The organism is Aromatoleum evansii, from assembly GCF_012910805.1.
GTDB classification, from domain to species: Bacteria; Pseudomonadota; Gammaproteobacteria; order Burkholderiales; family Rhodocyclaceae; genus Aromatoleum; species Aromatoleum evansii.
This window is the reverse complement of sequence record NZ_WTVK01000030.1, coordinates 13,033-29,370: the sequence shown is the minus strand read 5'-3', so window position 1 is coordinate 29,370 and position 16,338 is coordinate 13,033. Positions and strand designations below refer to the sequence as shown.

General features: G+C 66.8%; 11 protein-coding genes. 8 read left to right on the top strand and 3 right to left on the bottom strand.

Going from position 1 to position 16,338, the window contains the following annotated elements:
* Window positions 1–16: 16 nt before the first annotated feature.
* Both GO615_RS15925 and GO615_RS15920 read right to left on the bottom strand, forming a co-directional pair.
* Window positions 17–742 carry an RNA polymerase sigma factor gene (locus tag GO615_RS15925; protein WP_169129792.1) on the bottom strand — a complete coding sequence of 242 codons (726 nt, stop codon included), beginning with the start codon at window positions 740–742 and terminating at the stop codon, window positions 17–19.
* Window positions 743–946: 204 nt separating this feature from the next.
* Window positions 947–1,594 (bottom strand): TetR/AcrR family transcriptional regulator, encoded by a 648-nt coding sequence (locus tag GO615_RS15920; RefSeq protein WP_246262322.1) that lies wholly within the window; start codon window positions 1,592–1,594, stop codon window positions 947–949.
* A gap of 123 nt (window positions 1,595–1,717) precedes the next feature.
* Between GO615_RS15920 and GO615_RS15915 the strand changes: the two genes are divergently transcribed.
* From GO615_RS15915 to adeC, 3 genes are read left to right on the top strand one after another with little or no spacing between them, the layout of a single operon-like run.
* Window positions 1,718–2,920 (top strand): efflux RND transporter periplasmic adaptor subunit, encoded by a 1,203-nt coding sequence (locus GO615_RS15915; protein ID WP_169129791.1) that lies wholly within the window; start codon window positions 1,718–1,720, stop codon window positions 2,918–2,920.
* Between the two features lie 11 nt (window positions 2,921–2,931).
* The gene (locus tag GO615_RS15910) at window positions 2,932–6,090 is read left to right on the top strand and encodes an efflux RND transporter permease subunit (protein ID WP_169129790.1); all 3,159 of its coding nucleotides are present in this window, start codon (window positions 2,932–2,934) and stop codon (window positions 6,088–6,090) included.
* The gene (adeC, locus tag GO615_RS15905) at window positions 6,090–7,484 is read left to right on the top strand and encodes an AdeC/AdeK/OprM family multidrug efflux complex outer membrane factor (protein ID WP_169129788.1); all 1,395 of its coding nucleotides are present in this window, start codon (window positions 6,090–6,092) and stop codon (window positions 7,482–7,484) included. Before GO615_RS15910 ends, adeC begins: the two co-directional genes overlap by 1 nt.
* A gap of 114 nt (window positions 7,485–7,598) precedes the next feature.
* Here adeC and GO615_RS15900 read toward each other — a convergent pair whose 3' ends face one another.
* Window positions 7,599–9,923, bottom strand: coding sequence for an aldehyde ferredoxin oxidoreductase C-terminal domain-containing protein (locus GO615_RS15900; protein WP_169129786.1), 2,325 nt, complete (start codon window positions 9,921–9,923; stop codon window positions 7,599–7,601).
* Window positions 9,924–10,270: 347 nt separating this feature from the next.
* Here GO615_RS15900 and GO615_RS15895 point away from each other — a divergent pair, with 347 nt between their 5' ends.
* The 5 genes from GO615_RS15895 (at window position 10,271) to GO615_RS15875 (ending at window position 16,327) form a co-directional block, all read left to right on the top strand.
* On the top strand, window positions 10,271–11,329 hold the full coding sequence (locus GO615_RS15895; protein ID WP_169129784.1) for a TRAP transporter substrate-binding protein: 1,059 nt from the start codon (window positions 10,271–10,273) through the stop codon (window positions 11,327–11,329).
* A gap of 121 nt (window positions 11,330–11,450) precedes the next feature.
* Window positions 11,451–11,972 carry a TRAP transporter small permease gene (locus GO615_RS15890; protein WP_169129782.1) on the top strand — a complete coding sequence of 174 codons (522 nt, stop codon included), beginning with the start codon at window positions 11,451–11,453 and terminating at the stop codon, window positions 11,970–11,972.
* Window positions 11,969–13,288 carry a TRAP transporter large permease gene (locus tag GO615_RS15885; RefSeq protein WP_169129780.1) on the top strand — a complete coding sequence of 440 codons (1,320 nt, stop codon included), beginning with the start codon at window positions 11,969–11,971 and terminating at the stop codon, window positions 13,286–13,288. The genes GO615_RS15890 and GO615_RS15885 overlap by 4 nt, the downstream gene beginning before the upstream one ends.
* 47 nt (window positions 13,289–13,335) lie before the next feature.
* Entirely contained in the window at window positions 13,336–14,826 is a 1,491-nt protein-coding gene (locus GO615_RS15880) for an AMP-binding protein (RefSeq protein WP_169129778.1), read from the top strand.
* A gap of 109 nt (window positions 14,827–14,935) precedes the next feature.
* Window positions 14,936–16,327 carry an MFS transporter gene (locus GO615_RS15875; RefSeq protein WP_169129776.1) on the top strand — a complete coding sequence of 464 codons (1,392 nt, stop codon included), beginning with the start codon at window positions 14,936–14,938 and terminating at the stop codon, window positions 16,325–16,327.
* Window positions 16,328–16,338 lie beyond the last annotated feature (11 nt).

Genomic DNA, 16,338 nt, shown 5'->3' with positions numbered 1-16,338 from the left:
GAGTGCAGGTCCGACCTCAGTGTCGAGGGCCGGCTGGCTGTTCATCCTGAGCGGGATGGTTGGGGGGCACCGAGAGCGTCAGGCCGAGGCGTTCGCATACGCGCGCAACGATGCGGTCGCAGCGCTCGCCGTCGAAGCTGAATACGTCCTCGAGCAGCGTGCCGAGGTGCTGGCCGAGTGATTCTCGCAACTGCGCGCGGGCGCGCAGGAGGCGGACTTTGGTGTTGCCTTCGGAGATGCCCAGCGCTGCGGCCGTTTCGTCGACGCTGAGCCCTTCGACCGCTCGCAGCATGAATACCGTGCGATGGGCTTCGGGCAGGCGGTCGATGGAGGATTCGATGATGCGAAGCAGTTCCGCCCGCATCGCCAGGGTTTCCGGCGTTCGTGCGATGTCGTCGTCGCCGTGGTCGGGGAGCGTGTCGAGATCGGTATCGGTATCAGCGGCCGACCGGCGTGCGCGCCGATGGGCGAGGGCCTGGTTCACGACGATGCGCGTGAGCCAGGTGGACAGGCGGGACTCGCCGCGGAAGTTGCGCAGGGCGCGGTGTGCTTCGATGTAGCCGTCCTGCACGGCGTCCTCGGCTTCGGCGTCGTCGCGCAGGATGCTGCGCGCGACACGGAACAGGCGGCGATTGTGCTGGCGCATCAGGCGCTCGAAGGCCAGGACTTCGCCGGCGAGGATGCCTTCGATCAGGGCCCTGTCCGACTCGGGCGAGGATCCGGTACGTGCGACGGTTGTCATGACGTGCTCCCGTTTTGCCCATTAGATGAGATGGCGCGTGCAAAGGTTACAAGCAGGCGCATATCCCCGGTTTCATCGGGAGTGCTGCATGGCAGCGTCCGCGGGGGCGGGAGGAGCGGATAAATGGGGCGAGCGGGGCTGCGAGAGCACGGCTCGCCGTGTGTGCCGGTGAGGCGTGAGCAGGGCGCGGAGCCGGCCGTGGCCTCAGGGCGTGTTGTCCAGCAGGTTGCGCAGGGCGTTCTGGAACAGGGGAATCACGACGTTGCGATCGATGTTCTCGTTGCGGATCGTCCTGATCTGCAGCCCTTCGAACATCGTGACCAAGACCTCGACCATCGCGGCGAGCTTTGCGTCGTCGTCCTCGTGACCGGCTGCGCCGCGCACGTCCCGTATCGTCAGCATGAGGCTCTCGCGGCAGACCTGGTCGGCCGCGCGCACGATTTCGGCAACATGGGGGTTGCGTGAGGCTTCCGCGACGATTTCCAGCTTCAGACCTGCAGTCAGCGGGTCCAGGCACTGGTCGATGCCTTCGGCCACGCGGGCGAGCATGGCTTCGCGCACGTTGCACGCGGACCTGATTTCGGCCGTGAGGGTGAGGAAGCGTTCGAGGTCGCTCGCGACGATTGCCGAGATGATCGCTTCCTTGTTTTCGAAGTAGTGATAGATATGCCCCGGGCTCATACCCGCCGCCTTCGAGATCTGCGAAATGCTGGCGCCATGGAATCCGTGCTGGCGGAAGCAGTCGGCAGCAGCGTCAAGGATCTGGGCGCGGCGCGCTTCGGCGCGTGAATGTTCGACGGGTTCGGGGCACATCTGGCGGTTCTCGTGGTCGTAACGCGTTTGCAGCAACATTGATCTGCGACCAAGGCTAACATAGAATGAGCGCTCAATCTAGAATGATCATTCTAATTCTGGCACAATGAATTCCGTTCAGCGCATTGCGACCGGCGGTGCGCGATGATTTCGAGGCGAAACATGCAAAGAAACCCCAGCCAGCGTTTCAACATCCTGATGACCATGGTCGTTGGCGCATTTGTCGTATCCGCCTGCAGCGGTGGCAAGTCGCAGCCCACGGGCCCCGGCGCGGGGCAGGGAGCGCCCGCCGTGACGGTGGTTTCGGTACGCACGGAAGCGGTTCCGATGACGTCGGAGCTGCCGGGCCGGACCGCGCCCTATCTGATCGCGGAGCTGCGGCCGCAGGTGGGCGGAATCGTCAAGCAGCGGCTGTTCACGGAAGGCAGCGAGGTGAAGGCCGGGCAGGTGCTGTACCAGATCGATCCGGCGACCTATCAGGCTGCCTACGACAGCGCCAGGGCGAACCTTGCCCGTGCCGAGGCGAATGTCCAGGCGGCGCGGCTGAAGGCGGAGCGCTATGCCCAGCTGGTCGGCATCGAGGCGGTGAGCAAGCAGGCCAATGACGACGCGGCGGCGGCGCTCAAGCAGGCGCAGGCCGAGGTGGCGAGCGCCAAGGCGGCGGTCGACCGGGCGAAGATCGATCTCGATTTCACCCGCGTGAGCTCGCCGATCAGTGGCCGTATCGGCCGTTCGTCCGTGACGCCCGGCGCGCTGGTGACGGCCAATCAGGCGGCGGCGCTGGCAACGGTGCAGAAGCTCGATCCGATCTATGTTGACGTCACGCAGTCGAGTGCCGAGCTGCTGAAGCTGCGCCGCGATCTTGCCGACGGGCGCTTGAAGCGTGCCGGTGGCGATGCGGTTCCGGTCAAGCTGGTGCTCGAGGATGGCTCGCTCTACGGGGCGGAGGGTAAGCTGGAATTTTCCGAGATCACCGTCGATCAGGGCACCGGCAGCGTGACGCTGCGCGCGGTGTTCCCGAACCCGAAGGGCGAGCTGCTGCCGGGCATGTATGTCCGTGCCCGGCTCTCGCAGGGTGTGAATAGTGATGCGATCCTCGTTCCGCATGCGGCCCTGAGCCGCGATGCGCGCGGGAACGCGACAGTGATGGTGGTCAATGGCGAGAGCAAGGTCGAGTCGCGCATCGTCACGACGGCGCAGTCGCAGGGGGACGCGTGGGTGGTGACGCAGGGGCTGGCGCCGGGCGAGCGCGTGATCGTCGAGGGCTTGCAGAAGGTGCGTCCGGGCGCGGCGGTGCAGGCTCAGGAAGCCGGTGCGGCGGGTTCGCCCGCAGCGGCGGCCCCTGCCCCGGCGGCGGCCAACTGAGGTAGCGGACAATGGCACGTTTCTTCATCGACCGGCCCATCTTCGCGTGGGTCATCGCGATCGTGATCATGCTGTTCGGGGCGCTGTCCATCCTGCGCCTGCCGGTGGCGCAGTATCCGTCGATCGCGCCTCCGACCGTGGTCATCAATGCGACCTATCCCGGGGCTTCGGCCAAGACGGTGCAGGACTCCGTCACGCAGGTCATCGAGCAGAAGATGACCGGTCTCGACGGCCTGTTGTACATGAGTTCGTCGTCGGATTCCTTCGGTCGCGCGACGATCACGCTGACCTTCGATGCGGGCACGAACCCGGACATCGCGCAGGTGCAGGTGCAGAACAAGCTGCAGCTGGCCTTGCCGCTGGTGCCGCAGGCGGTGCAGCAGCAGGGGGTGCAGGTCGCCAAGTCGACGCGCAACTTCCTGATGGTGCTGGGTTTCGTTGCGAAGGACAAGAATCTCGATCGTGCCGACCTCTCGGATTTCCTGGTGTCGAGCGTGCAGGATCCGCTGTCACGCGTGACCGGGGTCGGCGAAGTGCAGGTGTTCGGCGCCCAGTACGCGATGCGTGTGTGGCTGGATCCGGCCAAGCTCAACAACTACCACCTGACGCCGGGTGACGTGCAGGCGGCGATCCGCACGCAGAACGCCCAGGTTTCGGCCGGCCAGCTCGGCGGCGTGCCGGCGGTGTCTGGGCAGGGCTTCACGGCGACGATCACCGCACAGAACCGCCTGGAGTCGGTGGAGCAGTTCGAAAAGATCCTGCTGCGCAGCTCCGCGCAGGGCGGTGAGGTGCGGCTCAGAGATGTCGCGCGCATCGAGATCGGGGCCGAGAACTACGGCATCGTCGGTCGCTTCAACGGGGAGCCGGCCGCCGGTATCGGCGTGAAGCTCGCGGCGGGTGCCAACGCGCTTGAGACTGCGGCCGCGGTGCGGGCGAAGATCGAACAGATGAAGCCCTATTTCCCGGCCGGCATCGAGGTCGTGGTTCCCTACGACACGACGCCCTTCGTGAAGATCTCGATCCAGGGCGTGGTGCAGACGCTGATCGAGGCGATCGCGCTGGTGTTCCTGGTGATGTATCTGTTCCTGCAGAACTTCCGCGCGACGATCATCCCGACCATCGCGGTGCCGGTGGTGCTGCTCGGTACCTTCGGCGTTATGGCGGCGGCCGGCTTCTCGATCAACACGCTCACGATGTTCGGCCTGGTGCTGGCGATCGGCCTGCTCGTGGACGACGCCATCGTGGTCGTGGAGAACGTCGAACGCGTGATGACGGAGGAGGGGCTTTCGCCCAAGGAGGCGACGAAGAAGTCGATGGGGCAGATCACAGGCGCGCTGGTCGGCATCGGCCTCGTGCTGTCGGCGGTGTTCATCCCGATGGCGTTCTTCGGCGGATCGACGGGCGTGATCTACCGCCAGTTCTCTATCACGATCGCCGCGGCGATGGGCCTCTCGGTGCTGGTCGCGATCGTGTTCACGCCGGCACTGTGCGCGACGATGCTGAAACCGGTGGAGAAAGGACACGAGCATGGCGAGGGCGGGATGTTCGGCCGCTTCTTCCACTGGTTCAACGTGATGTTCGCGCGCAACACGCATCGTTACGAGTCGGCCGTTGCCCGCATCCTGCATTGCAGCTTCCGCTATCTCGTGATCTATGTCGCGATCATCGCTGTGCTGGGATTGATGTTCGCCCGCATGCCGACTTCCTTCCTCCCGGAGGAGGATCAGGGCGTGATGTTCACCCAGGTCACGCTGCCGGCGGGTGCAACCCAGGAGCGCACGGTCGAGGTGCTGAAGAAGGTCGAACAGCACTTCCTCGAGACCGAGAAGGACAGCGTGCGCACCATCTTCACTGCGGCGGGCTTCAGCTTCGGCGGCAGTGGCCAGAACATGGGTCTCGGCTTCGTCGGCATGCGTGACTGGGGCGAGCGCCGCGAGCCGGGGCGCGACGTGAAGTCGGTGGCCGGGCGCGCGATGGGGGCGTTCTCGCAGATCCGCGAGGCAATGGTTTTCGCCTTCGTTCCGCCGGCGGTGCTGGAACTCGGCACCTCGAACGGCTTCAACCTGATGCTGCAGGATCGTGCGGGCCTCGGCCACGATGCGCTGGTCGGTGCGCGCAACCAGTTCCTGGGGCTGGCGGCGCAGGACAAGCGGCTGATTGCCGTGCGGCCCAACGGCCAGGACGACGTCGCGGAGTATCAGCTCGACATCGACCATGCCAAGGCGGGCGCGCTGGGCGTATCGATCGCGGACGTCAATGACACGCTCAACACCGCGTGGGGCGGCGTGTACGTGAACGACTTCATCGACCGGGGCCGCATCAAGCGCGTGTACCTGCAGGCGGATGCGCCCGCGCGGATGACGCCGGAAGATCTCGGCAAGTGGTACGTGCGCAATAAACAGGGCGAGATGGTGCCGCTGTCGGCTTTCACGACGGCACGCTGGGTGTATGGCTCGCCGCGTCTCGAGCGTTACAACGGTCAGCCGTCGATCGAGATTCTTGGCCAGGCGGCACCGGGGCTATCGTCCGGTGATGCGATGGCTGCGGTCGAGGAGATCATGGCCAAGCTGCCGGCGGGGATCGGCTACGAATGGACCGGCACCTCTTACGAGGAGCGCCGTTCCGGTGCACAGGCTCCGGCGCTTTACGCGTTGTCGCTGCTGGTGGTGTTCCTGTGCCTTGCAGCGCTGTACGAGAGCTGGTCGGTGCCGTTCGCGGTGATGCTGGTGGTGCCGCTGGGGGTGCTGGGCGCGATCCTGGCGGCGACCGGGCGCGGGCTGTCGAACGACGTGTATTTCCAGGTCGGCCTGCTGGCGACCATCGGCCTGTCGGCGAAGAACGCGATCCTGATCGTGGAGTTCGCCAAGGCGCAGATGGAGAAGGAGGGCAAGGATCTGATCGCAGCGACGCTGGAGGCCGTGCGCATGCGGCTGCGGCCCATCCTGATGACCTCGCTGGCATTCGGCCTTGGCGTGTTGCCGCTGGCGATCGCCAAAGGCGCGGGCGCCGGCAGCCAGAATGCGATCGGCACCGGCGTGCTCGGTGGCACCATCGCAGCGACCGTGCTGGGCATCTTCTTCATTCCGTTGTTTTACGTCGTGATCAAGCGAATTTTCAAGAGCAAGCCGCAGGACGAAGCGTCCGGCGTGACCGTGCAGGAGACCAAGTGATGACCGAACTCCGTACATTGGTCGTCGCCGTGGCCGCCGCCTTCATGGGCGCGTGTTCGCTGATCCCCGCCTATGAGCGTCCCGCCGCGCCGGTCCCGGCCGCGTTCCCGGATGCGCCGGCGGGCACCGCGAGCGCAAGCGAGGCGCCGGCGTGGCGCGACTATTTCGCCGACCCCCGCCTGCGCGAGCTCGTTGAGCTCGCGCTCGCGAACAATCGCGACCTGCGCATCGCCGCACTCAACATCGAGCGCGCGCGGGTGCAATACGGCATACAGCGGGCGGAGCTGTTCCCGTCGATCTCCGCGAACGGCAGCCAGACCGCACAGCGCCTGCCGGCCGACCTGAGCAGGACCGGCGAAGCGGGCACGTCGCGTCAGTACAGCGCGACAGTGGGCTTCTCGGCTTACGAACTGGACTTGTTCGGCCGCATCCGCAGCCTTAACGAGCAGGCGCTGGAACAATTTCTCGGCACCGAGGAGGCGCGTCGCAGCGCGCAGATCAGCCTGGTCGCCGAAGTGGCCGATGCGTGGCTGCGACTGGCTGCGGATCGTGAGCGGCAGACACTGGCGAACAACACGCTCGTGACGCGGCAAAAGTCCTACGAGCTGACGAAGCGCAGCTTCGACGTCGGAGCGACCTCGGCGCTGGATCTGCGCCAGGCGCAGACGCTGCTCGAAGGGGCGCGCGCCGATGCGGCCCGCTACGCGGCGCTCGTCGCGCAGGACCGGAATGCGCTGGCGCTGGTGGTCGGTACGGACGTTCCGTCCGCGTTGCTGCCGCAGGGGTTTGAGGAGTCGATCACGTCGGTGGCGGAGCTGCCTGCGGGCGTGCCCTCGGAGGTACTGACGCGCCGTCCGGACATCCTGCAGACGGAGCGCCAGCTGCGTGCGGCGAACGCCAGCATCGGCGCGGCGCGCGCCGCCTTCTTCCCGCGCATCACGCTGACCGCCGCGGCGGGCACGGCGAGCAGCACGCTCGACGGGCTGTTCGAGGCGGGGTCGGGGACGTGGAGTTTCGTGCCGCAGATCTCGCTGCCGATCTTCGAAGCCGGGCGACTCAGTGCGAACCTGGAGGCGACGAAGGTGCAGCGCGAGATCGCGCTGGCGCAGTACGAGAAGGCGATCCAGTCGGCGTTCCGCGAAGTCGCCGATGCGCTGGCCGACCGCGCGACGCTGGCCGAGCAGCTCGACGCGCGGCGCAAGCTGGTGGAGGCGAGCGAGGCAAGCTTCAAGCTGTCCGAGGCGCGCTACAAGGCGGGCGTCGACAGCTATTTCGGGCTGCTGGATGGGCAGCGCAGTCTCTATGCGGCCGAGCTGGACCTGATCGCGGTGCGGCAGTCGGATGCCGCCAATCGCATCGCGCTGTACAAGGCGCTGGGCGGGGGCTGGCAGTAGGCGGGACGCGCGGAGAAGGCGCGCAAACGACAAAACGGCGGACGAGAGGATCGTCCGCCGTTTTCGTTTCGTCCTGCTCGGACGGGGGAAAGGTTCCCCGTCCGTGTTCCCCGCTCAGCCTCCGGCGATGATCGGCACGAAGGCCACGCGGTCGCCGTGGTGCAGGGCAGTGTCGCGCTCGCCTGCCAGCACCATGTGACCGTTGACCGCGATGTTCCACGAGTGGTCGTTGAGCGCCTCGCGGGCTTCGGGCAGGCGGCGGGCCAGTGCGTCGCGCAGCGCGACGACGTTGGCGACCGGTTCGTCGATCACGATCGCCTTTTCCGGCGCGCCGGGCAGCACCTGCGGCAGTTCGACCCTCACCGCGAAGCCGGTGGTGGCCGCGGCGAGCTGCTCGTGCCAGTCCGCCTTGGGCACGCCTTCGGCGTTCAGGCCGGTGACTTCGTAGAAGCGCGCCTTCATCGCCTCGAATTCCTTGCGATCGACCTTCTCGCCCTTGAAGGGGCCGACCTCGATCTCTTCCTCGAACCAGCGCTTCGGCAGGGTGTCGTCCTTGGCGCGCAGGCCGAGGCGGAAGTTGATCAGGCGCTCCAGGCCGGTGATGTTGCGGCCGATCTCGTTGAGCTGCTCGCCGGTGAATTCGTGCGCGGTGGCGGTCGTCAGCTGGGTCGCGAAGTCGCCGCAGTCGGGGGTGGTCGGGGAGTTGAACAGCTTGGTGTTGAAACGGCACATGCCCACCGAGTCGCCGACGGCGAAGGTGTTCTCGCAGCGGCGCACCGCGAATTCCTTGCCGTCGTAGCGGTTCGGCTCGGCGGCGACGGTGCCGCCGTAGAGTTCGGTCTTGAACGGGGCGTCGTCGTTGATGCGGGCGTTGATCTCCAGCGTGACGCGGTTCCTGAGGTGGTCCATGCCGCGCGTGGCGACTGACAGGCCCAGCGCGAAGGCCTTGAGGATGCGGGCGTCGTGCGGGTCCGACTGGAACAGGCCCTTCACCGCCATGCGGTAGTCGAGGGCTGCGGCCGGGTACTTGCCGCGCTCGACTGCGCGGGTGGAGTCGGCGATGGTGTCGCCGAAGCCTTCGCGCTTCGCGGTCATGAACAGCAGTTTCTCGACCGTCTCGTAGTTGCCCCAGGACAGGTCCAGCCCGCCGGTGTGGCTCGCGTCGATGATGCCGCGCTGCCACAGCTCCATCGCCCAGGCGATCGCGCTGCCGGTCGAGGCCGAATCGAGGCCGAGGTCGTTGAGGATGTTGTTGAGGCGCAGGATGTGCTCCGGCTCCTTCAGGCCGATCATCGGGCCGAACTTGCCCACGGTGACGTACTCGGGACCGTCGCCCTTGTCGTACTGGTCGAACTTGCCGTCACCATGGATGCCGTTGTAGGTGCGCTGCTTGCCGTGCTCGACGTCGGCCTGGGCCTTGTCGTAGCTGGCGTTGCCCTTCAGGCCCTTGAGCGCGGCCGAGCCCCAGCCGCCCTTGCCCTCGGGGGTCATGTCGTTGAGGTTGCGGCAATGCACCGGGCACTTGAAGCAGCCGTCCATGCCGGGGCGGTAGGGGTCGAAGTTGTCCGCGTCGAGCGTCGGGTGCCAATCCGTCTTCTGGTTGTTCAGCGTACCGAGCGCGCCCAGCACGCGCGAGGGCTTGTACAGGAAGGGCGTGCCGACCTGCTTGAGGGCGTTCTTGATCACCGAGGTCGAGGTGATCTTCTTGCCGATCACCTTGTTGTGCGCCTTGAGCTCGGCCACCTTCGGCGCTTCGTCCGGCTTGCCGTGCACCATGATGGCCTTCAGGCGCAGCGAACCCATCTTCGCGCCGCCGCCGCCACGCGCCCAGATCGCCTTGATCCCGCCCATGATGCCGCTGCACAGCGCGAGGTTCTCCCCCGCGGTGGTGATGCGGGCGAGGGCCATGTCCTTGCGCTCGGTGCATTCGAAGTCGCGTTCGATGGCGCCGGGCAGGTCGAGGTTGTCGAGGCCGACATAGGGGGTCGCGTCAATGAACTGCACTTCGTCATGCGCGATGCGCAGCAAAGTCCATTGCGGGGCCAGGCCGTACAGCACGATGTGGTCGTAGCCGTGGCGTTTGACGAAGGACGGGAAGTAGTCGCCGCCGTTGGTGTCGAGGATCGCGTCGCTCTCGGGCGAGCGGCTGGTGAAGTTGCCGCGGGTGGCGGCCGGCATGTCGCCGGTGAGGGTGCCGGCGCCGAAGATCAGGGGGATCTCGGGGTCGAGGGCTTCGCGTCCGTCCTGCAGCAGGTTGTACAGCAGATACATATTGGCGCCGCGTCCGCCGAGGTAGGTGCGCAACACTTCTAGCGGCAGGTACTTGCGCTGCGTTTCGCGCTTTTCGAGGTCGACGAACAGGACAGCGCCCTGAGTATCGTACTGCGGTGTGTCGTGCAGGCGTGCCCACAGTTGTTCGACCTTGTCCCTGATCCCCATAACTGTCTCCTGTTTTCCTGTTGGCTGGATGTAGTGTGGCTTTAAAACAGTTTGAAGTCAAACAAAAAAGGGATGGTCTTTTTGCAGGGGGAGGCGGCGCGTCTCGGTTGGCGGGGCGTGAAGGAGGGGCGGTCTGGCGGATTCGGAGCGGATTCAAGGCGCGGCGCAGGATGCACTTCGGCCGGCGTCGGGAAATTGCCGGCAGCGGGTTTTCGTGCACTGCAAGATAATTTGACATCCATCAAATCAGGTGGAGAAAGTTCCCCTGGCGTATTGTGGGCCCGTCGCCACGGACCTATTGTGCGCAACAACCAGTTGCCGACAGACGCAGCAGGAGGAGGAGACAAATGAGCACACGTATCGGGAAGGCAAGAAGGATTTTCGGGGTTCTCGCTGGCGGGCTGCTGGCGGCGGTGTGTGGCGTGGCCGGCGCGCAGGAGGTGACGCTGAAGGTCGCGCATTTCCTGCCGCCGGGCTCGACGGCCCACGCGAAGTTCATCACGCCGTGGTGCGACAAGATCAACAAGGAGTCCGCGGGGCGCTTGAAATGCCAGATCTACCCGGCGATGCAGCTCGGCGGCACGCCGCCGCAGCTGATCGACCAGGTGCGCGACGGTGTCGCCGACATCGTGTGGACCCTGCCCGGCTATAGCGCGGGGCGCTTCCCGGCCGTCGAGGTGTTCGAGCTGCCTTTCATGATCAATAAGGCAGAGGCGTCGAGCCGCGCGCTGTGGGAGTACGTGCACGAGAACAAGCTCGACCAGATCGAGTTCAAGGACGTGCATCCGATCCTGTTCCATGTGCATGACGCCGGACAGTTGCATCTGGTGAAGGGGCCGATCACGACGCTGGCGAACTTCCGCGGCCTGAAGCTGCGGGCGCCGACGCGCCAGACCAACAAGTTCCTTGCCGCATTGGGTGCGACACCGGTCGGCATGCCCGTGCCGCAGGTGTCGGAGGCGCTGTCGAAGGGGGTGATCGACGGCGCGATGCTGCCGTGGGAAGTGGTGCCGGCGGTGAAGGCGCAGGAGCTCGTGAAGTTCCACAGCGAGGGCGATGCGAAGGCGCGCGCGCTGTACACGACGGCCTTCATCTTTGCGATGAACAAGGCGAAGTACCAGTCGCTGCCTGCGGACCTGAAGGCAGTGATCGATGCCAACGGCGGTGCCGAGGCGTCGGCCTGGGTCGGCAAGGTGTGGGACGAGTCGGCGGCCAACGCGCGCAAGCTCGCCTCCGACCGCGGCAACCAGTTCAACGTCGTCCCGGCAGTCGAGCTCCAGGCCTGGGAGAAGGCGGGGCAGGCGGTGTACGACTCGTGGGTCTCCGAGGTGTCGGGCAAGGGCTACGACGGCAAGGCGCTGCTGAAGAGCGCGCAGACGCTGGTCGGGAAATACGACCCGCTCTGAGTGTCGAGCAGGGCGGATGCGCCTGCGGGCGTCATCCGCCGCACGCACTTTTCCGGGCGTCGTTCGACCGCAGCCGATCCGGGCTGCCGTCCGGCGCCCCATCTCACGGGAGTGCCCGCACATGTCGGAACCCATCGCAACACCGGTATGCGCGCCGCCGGATCCGGTCGGGCGCGCCTTGTTTTTCCTGTCGCGGGCGTTCGCGGGCGCGGGTGGCCTGGTCCTGCTGTCGGTGGCGGTGATGTCCGTCGCCAGCATCGGCAGCCGGGTGTTCGTGGGCACGGCCCTGCTGGGTGACTTCGAGCTCGTCCAGATCGGCTCGGCGATCGCGGTCACAGCCTTCCTGCCGTGGGGGCAGATGCGCAGCAGCCACGTGCTGGTCGACTTCTTCACCACCGGCGTGTCGCCGCGCTGGCGCGCACGCCTGGACGGCGTCGGGGCGCTGCTGCTGGCCGCCTGTGCGGGCCTCGTCGCCTGGCGCATGGCGATCGGCACCGTCGGGCTGAAGGACAGCGGCGAGACCTCGATGCTGCTCGGCGTGCCGATCTGGTACGCCTACGCCTGCATGACCCCGTCCTTCCTGCTGCTGGCGGCGACGGCCCTCTATACGGCGCGGACGAAATTCCGGGGAGAAGGCGCATGAGCGGCATCGCGATCGGTGGCATCTTCTTCGGCATCCTGATGGTGCTTCTGGCGCTGCGCGTGCCCATCGCGATCTCCATGCTGCTCACCGGCATGGCGGGCTACGTCACGCTGGCGGGATGGGACCCGCTGCTGAGCTACCTCAAGACCGCGGCCTACGGACGCTATTCGATCTACGACCTGTCTGTGGTGCCGCTCTTCCTGCTGATGGGCGGCTTCGCGTCGCGCGGCGGCTTGTCGAAGGCCTTGTTCGGCGCGGCCGAGTCGCTGATCGGCCATTACCGCGGCGGCGTCGCGATGGCGGCGGTCGGCGCGTGCGCGGGCTTCGGTGCGATCTGCGGCTCCTCGCTCGCGACGGCGGCGACGATGGGGCAGGTGGCGCTGCCGGAGCTGCGGCGACTGAACTATTCGCCCGCGCTGTCCACGGCGGCGCTGGCGGCCGGCGGGACGCTGGGCATCCTGATTCCGCCGTCGGTGGTGCTGGTGATCTATGCGATCCTCACCGAGCAGAACATTTCCAAGCTCTTCGCCGCCGCCTTCCTGCCGGGCATCCTCGCCGCGATCGGCTATATGCTCGTGATCGCGCTGTACTGCCGCGCCGTGCCCGATGCCGGCCCTGCGGGCGAGCGCAAGCCGTGGAGCGTCCGCCTCCGGGCACTGATCGACGTCTGGCCGGTGCTGGCGATCTTCGTCGTCGTGATCGGCGGCATCTACGGCGGCTTCTTCACGCCGACCGAGGCGGCCTCGGTCGGGACGATCGCCGCAGGCATCCTCGCCGTGGCGAAGGGAATGCGCTTCGCCGGGCTGATGGAGGCCCTCTACGGCGCCGCCGAGGCGACGGCGATGATCTTTCTGATCCTGCTCGGCGCGGACGTGCTCAACGTCTTCCTCGCCCTCACGCAGATGCCGGCCGAGCTCGCCGCGTGGGTCGCCCAGTCGGGCCTGCCGCCGCTGGTGGTGCTGTTCGCGATCATCACGATCTACGTCTTCCTCGGCTGCGTGATGGACAGCCTGTCGATGATCCTGCTGACCATCCCGATCTTCTTCCCGATGATCATGGGCCTGGATTTCTGGGGCCTCGACCAGACGGACAAGGCGATCTGGTTCGGCATCCTCGCGCTGATGGTGGTCGAGGTGGGCCTGATCACGCCGCCGGTTGGGATGAACGTCTACATCATCAACAGCCTCGCGAAGAACGTCTCGATGGCGACGACCTTCCGCGGCATCGTGCCCTTCCTGGCGTCCGATGCCCTGCGCGTGGTGTTGCTGGTGTTCTTCCCTCCGATTTCGCTGTTCCTGGTCCAGTACACCGGTTGAATCCGCGGACGCGCGCTGCCGCGTCCGCCTTGAATGGAGAGATGCGAATGAATGCTGCTGAGATCCTGCTGTCGGTCGGCGCCGATGGCGCAATAGCCATCGAATGCGACGAGCGGCGGGTGAGCTACGCCGAGCTGCGGGAGCGTGTGCGGCGCGCGGCCGGAGCCTGGCAGGCGCTGGGGCTCGCTCCCGGCGAGCGCGTCGTCGTGTTCGCGCCCGACAGCGATGACTGGGTCGAGGTCTACCTCGGCGCGATCTGGGCCGGCGGTGTCGCCATCGGCGTCAATCCGCGGCTGTCGATGGCTGAGCTCACGCCCATCCTGAAGGAATGCGAGGCACGCTTCGTGTGGTGCGAGCCGGCGCAGGCGGACGACCTGCAGGGTCTGGTCGCGACCCTTCCCGGTGCACCCGCGGTGGTCGGCAGCGGCGTCGCCGACCGGGACTGGACGCAGGCGCTCGCACGTGCCGAAGAGGTCGAGCCCCTGCAACTCGACGCCGAGGCGCCCGCCCTGTGGATCGGCACCTCCGGCACGACCGGCACGCCCAAGGGGGTGATCCACGTCCAGCGCGTCGTCGACAACGCCCACTCCTTCGCCTGTAAGCTCGCCGGTCTGACATCTGCGGACCGGCTGTATGCAAGCTCCAAGCTGTTTTTCGCCTACGCGCTCGGCAACAGCCTGTTCGCGGGCCTGCGTGCCGGCGCCACCGTGATCCTCGACCGCGACTGGCCGACGGCCGAGCGCGTCGAGGAGATGGTCGCGAAGCATCGCCCGACGCTGCTCTTCAGCGTCCCGACGCTGTACAACAAGATGCTGCAGACGGGTGTGGCGGCACGGCTCGCGGATCGCGGCATCCGCCATTTCGTGTCGGCCGGCGAGGCGCTGCCGCTTGCGATACGCCAGGGCTGGCGCGAGCAGACCGGATGCGGCCTGATCAGCGGCTACGGCACCTCCGAGACGCTGTGCCTGATGCTCTACAGCGACGACGACTCCGGCTTGATGCGCCCGACGCCGCTGACCGAGGTGCGCTTCAATCCCGACATCGATGCGGATCTGCCGCAGCGCATCTGGGTGCGTCACACCACGGTCGCGGTCGGCTACTGGAAGCGCCCCGACGCGCAGGTCGATTTCGACAACGGCTGGTTCTCGCCCGGCGACATGTTCCTGCGCCACGCGGATGGCCGTCTCGAATACGCGGGTCGCAACGACGACATGCTGAAGATCGCCGGCCAGTGGGTAAGCACGCTGTGGGTCGAGCAGGCGCTGGCGGCGCATTGCGGCGACGCCCTGCAGCAGATCGCGGCAGTCGGCGTCGATTCGGCGGACGGCCTGACGGCACTGGCGGTGCTGGTCGTGGCCGCGCCGGGACGCTGGGCCGAGGCGCGCCAGCGGTTGGAGGACGGCATTGGCGCACTGCCGGGCCATCGACGTCCGCGCTGGGTACACTGGGTCGATGCGCTGCCGCTGACGCCTACCGGCAAGCTGCAGCGCGGCCGGCTGCGCGCGCTGCACGAGCGCCACGCCGCTGCCGCCGCCTGACGACCTCCATTGGGTGGCCTGGTTGCGGGCCGCCCACTGAAGCATAGAAGGCTGTCGCGGGAAGGCCACCCAGCAGCTGCCAAACCATTCGGCCACCGAGGAGACAACATTGTCCAGTAAAGACGCCATCGACGTTCAGTCCTTCATCGATCATCAGCCCTTCTCGGGCTTCCAGTGGCTCGTCTTCGTCCTGTGCTTCCTGATCGTGCTGCTCGACGGTTTCGACACCGCGGCGATCGGCTACATCGCGCCGTCGCTTATCCAGGAGTGGGGCGTCACCAAACCGGACCTGGCGCCGGTGTTGAGCGCCGCGCTGTTCGGGCTTGCAGGCGGGGCGCTGATGTCCGGCCCGCTGGCCGACCGCCTGGGGCGCAGGTTGGTGCTCAATGTGGCCGTGCTGGTGTTCGCACTCGCGAGCCTGGTGTCCGCATTCGCCTCCGATCTGCAGAGCCTCACCGTCCTGCGCTTCCTCACCGGGATCGGCCTCGGCGCGGCGATGCCCAACGCGGTGACGCTGATCAGCGAATTCTCCCCGACGAAACGGCGCGCGCTGATCACCACGGCGATGTTCTCCGGCTTTCCCCTCGGTGCGGCGTTCGGCGGCTTCCTCGCGGCGTGGATGATCCCGCATTTCGGCTGGCGCAGCGTGCTGGTGCTCGGCGGGGTCGCTCCCATCCTGTTGCTCGCGGCGATGCTGGTGTGGCTGCCGGAGTCGGTGCGTTACATGGTGGCGAAGGGCGTGTCGACCGAGCGGATCCGTTCCGTGCTCGGCCGCATCTCCGCCGCCGCTGCCGGCGCTAGCGCATTCAGGCTCACGGAGACGGTCGCCGTGGCGCACGGCAAGAGCGGCCTGGGCGTCGTGCTGTCGCGCTCCCGCATCGTGGGGTCGGTGATGCTGTGGTTCGCCTATTTCATGGGGCTGGTGATCTTCTACGCGCTGATCAACTGGATGCCCATCCTGTTCAAGGAAGCCGGCCTCGATCCGAAAACTGCCACGCTGATCTCCGCGCTGTTCCCGCTCGGCGGCTGCGCGGCAGTGTTCGTCGGCTGGCTGATGGACCGCTTCAACGGCAACCGCATCGTCGCCATCGCCTACGCACTCACCGCGGTCTCGGTGTATTCGATCGGGCAGGTGGTCGGCAACGTCGGGGCGCTGGTGGTGGTGGTGTTCCTCGCGGGCACCATGATGAACGCCGCCCAGGTGTCCATGCCGGCGCTCGCAGCCACCTTCTATCCGACCCAGGGCCGCGCCACCGGCGTTGCCTGGATGCTGGGGATCGGCCGCTTCGGCGGCATTGCCGGCTCCTTCCTGGTGGCCGAGCTCGCACGCCGGAAACTCGGGTTCAGCGAGGTATTCATGGTCGTCGCCATCCCCGGCCTGCTGGCCACGACGGCGCTCATCCTCAAGCAGTTCTTCCATCCGGAAACCGCGCCCGAACACCCGCAGGCGCCGCAAGAGGAGGCGCTGTACCTCAAGGAGCAGGTGCAGGGCGCCCACTGAGCCCATTTTGC